Raw genomic sequence first — 7,072 nt, 5'->3', positions numbered from 1 at the left:
GCACCTTCATCGGCAGCTACGTTCCTGCTCTTGGCGCCGATCGTACGGCGGTGTCCGTCCCGAACAACCGCGACGAGGAGAACGAGTTCTTCGTGGCGCGCGCCAAGCTGAACTTCAAGTTCGGCACGTATTGAGACCTGCCGCTTCGGCAAACGGAAAGGTCCGGGAAACCCGGGCCTTTTTGCTGGGAGACGTCGGTGGTGTCAGGTTGGCAAGGGTTGGGACCTGTGGCGGCGTCTCGGACATAAGAACGCCCCCGACCCGCCCCTCGGCTTCGGCTTTCCGGTCGGGATCGTCAAACAGCCGGTTTGGCTGTATCACTGCTTCAGCGTCAGCCTGCGTGAGGTCGAACCGATCCTGGCAGCGCAAAGCATCGTGGTCAGGTAAGGGACAATCCGCGAATTGAGTCTGCGTTTCGGCCAGGCCTATGCCAATGGCCTCAAGCGACGCTAGCCACAATCCGGAGATAAGTGGTGCTTGGATGAGGTGCTTGTTTGCATCCTTGTCAAGCTGAACGACCTTCGGCAAGCCGTCGATCAGTATGGCAACTTACTCGATCTGCTGGTGTAGAGCCGTCGCTACGAGGCGGCCAAGCGGTTCCTTTGCAAGCTGATAAAGGCCTGTGCTACGAGCCCAGGGTAATCGTGACTGTCAAACTTGGATCCTGTTGGGTGTTGAACATCGTCTGAGCCGGCATGTTGAACAATCGCTGTGACGGTATCGCGTCAACCCGTCTGACGGCGGGAACGCCACATGAGGCGGTTCAAGTCAGTCCGCCACGCCCTGCAATTTCTTGCTACCACACTCTAATCCACAATCACTTCTGACTTCGCCGCCATCGCCTCTCCACCAGGGAGTACTGTGCTGGGCGGGATCGTGCCTTTGTCGTTTGGCGCGATGTGACAGGAACTGCTCTCGTAGGCTGGTATAAACTGGCCCAAAAGTAGGCGTACGGCACCTTTGCCTTTCCGCAGCTAACTTGACAGCACCCGCAAGGCACCATCTTGACCCTATTCTGGCTGCTTGTGAATAGGATCGACCCAATAGACCTCCTCCGGCTGCTCAACCGGGTCCACATCGGTGATGTTCACCACGACGGCTTCGTTGTCGCTGCGCACCAGGACGCATTCAAGAGGCTCGTCGGGACTGGCGTTGATCTCCTGATGGGGCACGAAGGGCGGCACATAGATGAAATCCCCGGGTCCGGCCTCGGCGACGAACTCCAGCCGCTCGCCCCAGCGCATACGAGCCTTGCCCCGCACCACATATATGACGCTCTCCAGTTCGCCGTGATGATGCACCCCAGTCTTGGCATTCGGCTGGATCGAAACCGTGCCCGCCCAGATCTTCTGGGCCCCCACCCGGGCATGATTGATCGCGGCCTGGCGAAACATGCCCGGGGTCTGGGCGGTGTTCGGATCGAGCCGGTCGCCTTTGATCACCTGGACGCCATGGTGCTTCCAGTGCTCATGCTGATCGTGGTGGCTGTCATGGTCGTGGTCTGTCATAGCGCTCTCCAAGACTGTCTGACTTTTCGTCCTTACATCGGATCACGAGCAAGGAGCCGAGGGGGAGGAAGCCCGGTTCAGGCCTCCGGTGCCGTCCTGTACTGCTCGTCGCTCACATGCTCCATCCAGGTAACATGGGATCCGTCCAGCGCCTCCTGCATAGCCAGATGCACCATGCCGATGCTGGGTGAGGCTCCGTGCCAGTGTTTCTCGCCTGGAGGGATCCAAACGGTGTCGCCCGGCCGGATCTCCCGGACAGGTCCACCCCAGGTCTGAATCCGGCCGACCCCGGAGAGGACATGCAGGGTCTGGCCCAGCGGGTGCGTATGCCACGCGGTGCGGGCACCGGGCTCAAAGCTTACGCGGGCGGCGCGAACCCGGGCTGGGGCCGGCGCATCGATGATCGGGTCGTGCCAGACCGTGCCGGTAAAGGCATCCGCGGGAGCGCGCCTGGTTACGATCGAACCGGCAACTCGGATGTCCATGGGGGATCTCCTCAAGAGCGTTTCACCGCTTCACGGCTGATGTGACTCGAGACTCCGAGCCGGAGCGTGCTCGGCTTGGGGTCTGCACGGGGAGACTATGCACGTGCGGCAACATTCGCAAAGGGGCCAACCCGGCTGCGGCAAGCCCTTGGCTCGACGAAGGGGCCTCGGACTCCCATCTTAATGGGATGGCCGCTTCCGTGTTCCCCACCAGCCGCTCCCTGCGTGAGCGGATCGGTGCCTTGCGTCACCTCCCGTCCCTGTTTCGTCTGGTCTGGCAGGCCAGCCCTGGGCTCACGATCGCGAGCTTCGGGTTGCGGCTGACCCGCTCGGCCCTACCTATTCTGGTCCTTTATGTCGGCAAGCTCATCATCGATGAGGTCGTGGTCCAGACCCGACTCCCCTCGCCACGCGGCAGCCTCGGCGATTTGATCGGGAGCGGCCGGCTCGATGTTCTCGGCGGGCTGCTCCTTCTGGAGCTGACCCTCGCCATCATGGCTGATCTTCTGGGGCGGGCCAGCTCTCTCGTCGACGGTCTCCTGTCCGAGCGCTACAGCAACTTCGCCAGCGTGCGCCTGATGGAGCATGCGACGACGCTGGATCTCGAGCAGTTCGAAAGCAGCGATCAGCAGGACCGCTTGGAGCGCGCCCGCCGTCAGGTCACGGGGCGAACCACGCTCCTGACTCAGATTTTCGGGCAGGTCCAGGACGTGCTCACGGTCCTGTCGCTCGCGGCCGGCCTGCTGGCCTATGCGCCCTGGCTCATCGGCCTGATCATCCTCGCTCTTCTGCCGGCCTTTGTCGGCGAGGTTCATTTCAACGCCCAAGGCTACCGGCTCAATTACTTTCGCACGCCGGAACGGCGCCAGCTCGATTACATCCGCTATCTCGGGTCGAGCGTCGAAACCGCGAAGGAGGTCAAGCTCTTTGGTCTCAACGCCTTCCTGGTCGAGCGATTCAGGGGCTTCGCTGACCGTATGTATGCGGACAACAGACGGCTTGCGATCCGCCGGGCTGCATGGGGCACGCTCTTTGCGGCCCTCGCATCATGCGCTTACTACCTCGCCTATGCTCTGATCGCATGGCGGACAGTCCAGGGCGAGTTCAGCCTCGGCGACCTGACGTTCCTGTCCGGCTCGTTCCTACGCCTGCGCGGCCTGCTCGAGGGATTGCTTCTGCGGTTTTCCCAGATTGCGGGGCAGGCGCTGTACCTGGAAGATTTATTCTCGTTCTTCGATGTCCGCCCGGGCATCGCCTCACCCCGGAACCCGCGGCCGTTCCCGCAGACGATGCGGTTAGGGATTGAGTTCGAGAACGTGGGTTTCCGGTACCTGGACTCAGATCGCTGGGCGGTCCGTCACCTGAGCCTGACGCTCAGGACCGGTGAGGTCGTGGCTCTGGTCGGAGAGAACGGGGCTGGCAAGACCACGATCGTGAAGCTCCTAGCCCGCCTCTGCGACCCGACCGAGGGACGAATCCTTCTCGATGGCCACGATCTGCGTGAATACGATCTGGCCGACCTGCGGCGCCATATCGGCGTGATCTTTCAGGATTTCGTGCGGTTTCATTTCACAGCCGCCGAGAACATCGGGACGGGCCGGATCGAGGCTACCAGTGATCGTCCCCGGATCCAACAGGCGGCGGAGCGCAGCCTCGCCGACCGCATTATCCAACGCTTGCCCCGCGGCTATGACCAGCCGCTCGGAAAGCGGTTCCATGAGGGGAGGGACCTCTCTGGGGGCGAATGGCAGAAGATCGCGATCGCTCGGGCTTACATGCGGGATGCCGAGGTGCTCATCCTGGACGAGCCGACCGCCGCTCTCGACGCCCGCTCGGAATACGAAGTCTTCCAGCGGTTCCGGGATTTGAGCCTGGGAAAGACCGCAGTTCTGATCTCGCACCGGTTCTCGACGGTGCGCATGGCCGACCGCATTCTCGTTCTGGAGAACGGGCAGGTCGTGGAGGCGGGCTCGCACGACGAGCTTGTTGCCTCGGGTGGGCGTTACGCAGAGCTGTTCGATCTGCAGGCCTCTGGCTATCGGTGAGAGTACCGTTGTTCCTAGCATTTGTAGGGCTTGCCCCACCATACGGGCGAGCGCCGCGTCTGGCATGACAGCCGCATCTCCGCTCGCACGTCACTGCCCCGATGCCGAAATCCAGGACCCGCGACGCTCCGCCGAGGAAATGGGGGGCTGTTGTGCCAAGTCTGGTTAATCCAAAGAGGCTTTGATCCGCGCCAGCCCCTCATTGGCCAGCGGGTCAATTCTGAGGAGGTTATGCCCTCCGGAAGAGACCCGCTTCGAGAAAATGAGACGCGCGTAACCACCTCCGCAGAGAGGGAGGAAGTACACGCCATCGGACTCTCCCGTCAGGTAGCAGCGCAATCCGACGTAGAAGCTTTCCTCGTAGCCTTTGATTGCGCGACGGATCGCTGGGTGGATGACAAGCGACGTCTGTCTGCTTTCACAGACCTCTTCAACGGCCTCAAAACTCAACACGGCTAAACCTCACTTCTAAGCGCTAAGCAGCCTATGAAAGTTCAACGCCGCTCGAGAGGATCTGGTTCTCTCCCGGGCTCACTGATCCATAAAGATAGTGTTGCAGCCCTTCCTGCAGCATGATTAACCCCTGTTGGTATTCGTCGCGGGACGGTATGTTCGTGATGCTCAAAGGCGGCCAGATGGGCCATGAGCAACTGTTCGAAACATTCCTGGACGATAAAGCCGGGCTGTGAGCAGGAGGGCGCGGCCCCCCGCGCGCATGAAGGGCCTTGCCGCCTGAGAGACGGATTAGGCTCTCTTGTCGTTGAGCGGTTTTTCCTGAATCGACGGCACTCCAGGTTTGGTCATGATTTGCGGAAGTGAAGAGAGCCAATCGACGATCTTGCCCGGCTCGAAACCTCTCTTGGGGCGCGCGTTCACCAGTCGCTGCTCTTCAAGCCTCTGCTGGCGCGCGGACCATTCATTCACCGCCGTGGCGACGCGCCCGAAGTAGGCAGCGGGCGCACCGGCACCAGCGAGGGCCGGCCCGTTCTCTCCGCGGCGGCGCCCCATCCAGATCCCGAACACCCGCTGCTCACTCCAGCCGATGAACCAGGCATCGGCATTGCCGGTCGAGGTGCCGGTCTTTCCGTAGGCCGCCCAGCGTTTCATCTGCGCCGCTCGTCCAGTCCCGTTCTGGACCACCTCGCGCAGGACGGCACGGGTCGGCTCGACGCATCCCTCCGGGATGACCCTCTTGCGCATGGTCGTGAGAAAGTCCGCCCGGACCCGGCCACGACCGTCGACTACCGCCAGCACGCCCGATGGGGCGACGCGATAGCCGCCGTTGGCCACGGTCGTATAGGCGGCCGTCATGGACATGACATTGCTCGAGTAGGAGCCGAGGACAAAACCCGCGTCATCTGCAGGGCCAGGATCGATCCCGATGCGCTGGCTGACCTCGGCGACGGCGTCGATCCCGATCTCCTGCGCCAGCCGCACGGCCGCGGCATTGCGTGATGAGGCAAAGGCCTCCTTCAGCGTTGTCTGCCCCTGGTAGCCCAGTTTGCCGTTCGCCGGCCAGGTTCCCCTTACCGGCCGGTCGATGACCCGGCTTTCAGGAGTCTTGCCCGCCTCGCAGGCCGCGATCAGCAGCGGCAACTTGGCCGTTGAGCCAGCCTGCACGCTGCCCTTCACGGCATTGTTGAACTGCCGCCGAGACCAGTCGACGGAGCCCACCATCGCCTGCACCCGCCCATTGGGGGCCATCATCACCGCACCGGCATCGTAGGTGGGCGGCACGGCTCCTTCCTTGGCGAGCTGGTTCAGATGTTGCTCCGCCATGTGCTGAACCCGCGGGTTCAGGGTGACGAAGAACCGAACTGTCTCCCCCGGCTGTACGTACTTGTCCCCCCAGGTCTCCACCACCCACTCGGTGAAGGCTTGCGGCTGGATCTTGAAATCCGGCAGCATGCCGGGGCGGATTCGAGCCTTCTCGGCCTGGCGCCGCTCCTTCTCGGTGATCATGCCTTGCTCGGCCATGAGCTTCAGGACGAGAAGTGCGCGTTCGTGCGCCCGTGCCCGGGTTCTCTCGCGCAAGGGATTGAGCCGGGCGGGGGCCTTGACCATCCCCGCCAGCATGGCTGCCTCGTAGAGCGTTAGATCCTTGGGCTCCTTGCGGAAGTAGTGCCGGCTTGCCCGATACAGTCCGACAATATCCCGTCCGCCGAATTCAACTTGGTTCAGGTAGGCGGCCAGGAGTTCCTCCTTCCCCACCGCCCCGTCGAAGAGGCCGGCGTACCAGACTTCCGCGCCTTTGCGTTCAAGACGCGTGAGCGCATCGCTCCTGCGCAAGTCATGGAACACCAGGTTCTTGAGAAGCTGCATCGGAATCGTGCTACCGCCCCGGGTGAGGCCGCCTTTGAAGACGGACAGCAGCGAAACCACATCAACACCGCCGTGGTCAAAGTAGCGCTTGTCCTCTACGGCCACGATCGCTTTCTTCATCACGTCAGGGATCTCGGATGGTGCGAGGACTACCGGACAGCGGCAATAGGCATCCCATCCTATTTCAGTTCGGGTGACCATTACCTGCGGGGAGGCAACCAGGAGCCGAAGCGACCGAGGCTGCAGATCCCAAAAATGAGAGGGATCTGCGGCCTGTGCGGCGGGGACTTGGGAAAGGCTGGCAAGCAGGAAAGCAGTGGCGAGAGCCAGAGCGCGGGTCATTTGAGGCCCTGTGACGCGCCGACCGATTCGGCGCAGAGACTTCCTACAAACACGAAAACTGTGGCTGAAACCGGTATGCTGTTATAGCCAAGTCGCTCTGTTGAGGCCGAGTATCTATCGGGGTATCGCCATCCGCTATTGAGAAACGCACATTGCTCTGAGCACACTGTCGCACAAGTTGCCGGGTGTATGCAGCCGGGCAGCCGCCGGACCGCGCCAACTGCTGCCGGGCGGCTGCACCCAACCCATTGCCACTGCCTTCAGGCCGCCTCAGAAGGGCTGTGGTAGTCACAGGGGAAGGGACAGCAAGGCTAGCGAAGCCGCCAGATGTCAGAGCAAAAGCTTGGCTGAAGTGCATTCGTGTGCTGCC

5 protein-coding genes are annotated in these 7,072 nt (G+C 62.2%); 1 reads left to right on the top strand and 4 read right to left on the bottom strand.

The window, feature by feature from the left end:
* Positions 1–1,010 precede the first annotated feature (1,010 nt).
* The gene (locus ACFOYU_RS12355) at positions 1,011–1,508 is read right to left on the bottom strand and encodes a cupin domain-containing protein (RefSeq protein ID WP_377033805.1); all 498 of its coding nucleotides are present in this window, start codon (positions 1,506–1,508) and stop codon (positions 1,011–1,013) included.
* A 77-nt stretch (positions 1,509–1,585) separates the two neighbouring features.
* Positions 1,586–1,993, bottom strand: coding sequence for a cupin domain-containing protein (locus ACFOYU_RS12350; RefSeq protein WP_377033804.1), 408 nt, complete (start codon positions 1,991–1,993; stop codon positions 1,586–1,588).
* 188 nt (positions 1,994–2,181) lie between these two features.
* On the opposite strand from ACFOYU_RS12350, the gene ACFOYU_RS12345 reads away from it, so the two are divergent.
* A complete protein-coding gene (locus ACFOYU_RS12345; protein WP_377033803.1) occupies positions 2,182–4,038 on the top strand; it encodes an ABC transporter ATP-binding protein in 1,857 nt (618 codons plus the stop codon).
* Between the two features lie 165 nt (positions 4,039–4,203).
* On the opposite strand, the gene ACFOYU_RS12340 is transcribed toward ACFOYU_RS12345, so the two are convergent.
* Together ACFOYU_RS12340 and ACFOYU_RS12335 are read right to left on the bottom strand one after the other, a co-directional pair.
* Positions 4,204–4,491 carry a hypothetical protein gene (locus ACFOYU_RS12340; RefSeq protein WP_377033802.1) on the bottom strand — a complete coding sequence of 96 codons (288 nt, stop codon included), beginning with the start codon at positions 4,489–4,491 and terminating at the stop codon, positions 4,204–4,206.
* A 291-nt stretch (positions 4,492–4,782) separates the two neighbouring features.
* A complete protein-coding gene (locus ACFOYU_RS12335) occupies positions 4,783–6,480 on the bottom strand; it encodes a transglycosylase domain-containing protein (protein WP_377033806.1) in 1,698 nt (565 codons plus the stop codon).
* Between the last annotated feature and the right edge of the window lie 592 nt (positions 6,481–7,072).

Origin of the sequence: Microvirga sp. GCM10011540 (genome assembly GCF_042650665.1) — a bacterium.
GTDB lineage: Bacteria > Pseudomonadota > Alphaproteobacteria > Rhizobiales > Beijerinckiaceae > Microvirga > Microvirga lenta.
The sequence above is the reverse complement of the archived record's forward strand: the minus strand, read 5'-3'. Positions and strand labels throughout refer to the sequence as shown.

What these genes read in the sequence shown, in the direction of transcription:
- ACFOYU_RS12355 (WP_377033805.1), bottom strand. Translation starts at nt 1,508, where the DNA reads ATGACAGACCACGACCATGACAGCCACCACGATCAGCATGAGCACTGG.
- ACFOYU_RS12350 (WP_377033804.1), bottom strand. Translation starts at nt 1,993, where the DNA reads ATGGACATCCGAGTTGCCGGTTCGATCGTAACCAGGCGCGCTCCCGCG.
- ACFOYU_RS12345 (WP_377033803.1), top strand. Translation starts at nt 2,182, where the DNA reads ATGGCCGCTTCCGTGTTCCCCACCAGCCGCTCCCTGCGTGAGCGGATC.
- ACFOYU_RS12335 (WP_377033806.1), bottom strand. Translation starts at nt 6,480, where the DNA reads ATGAAGAAAGCGATCGTGGCCGTAGAGGACAAGCGCTACTTTGACCAC.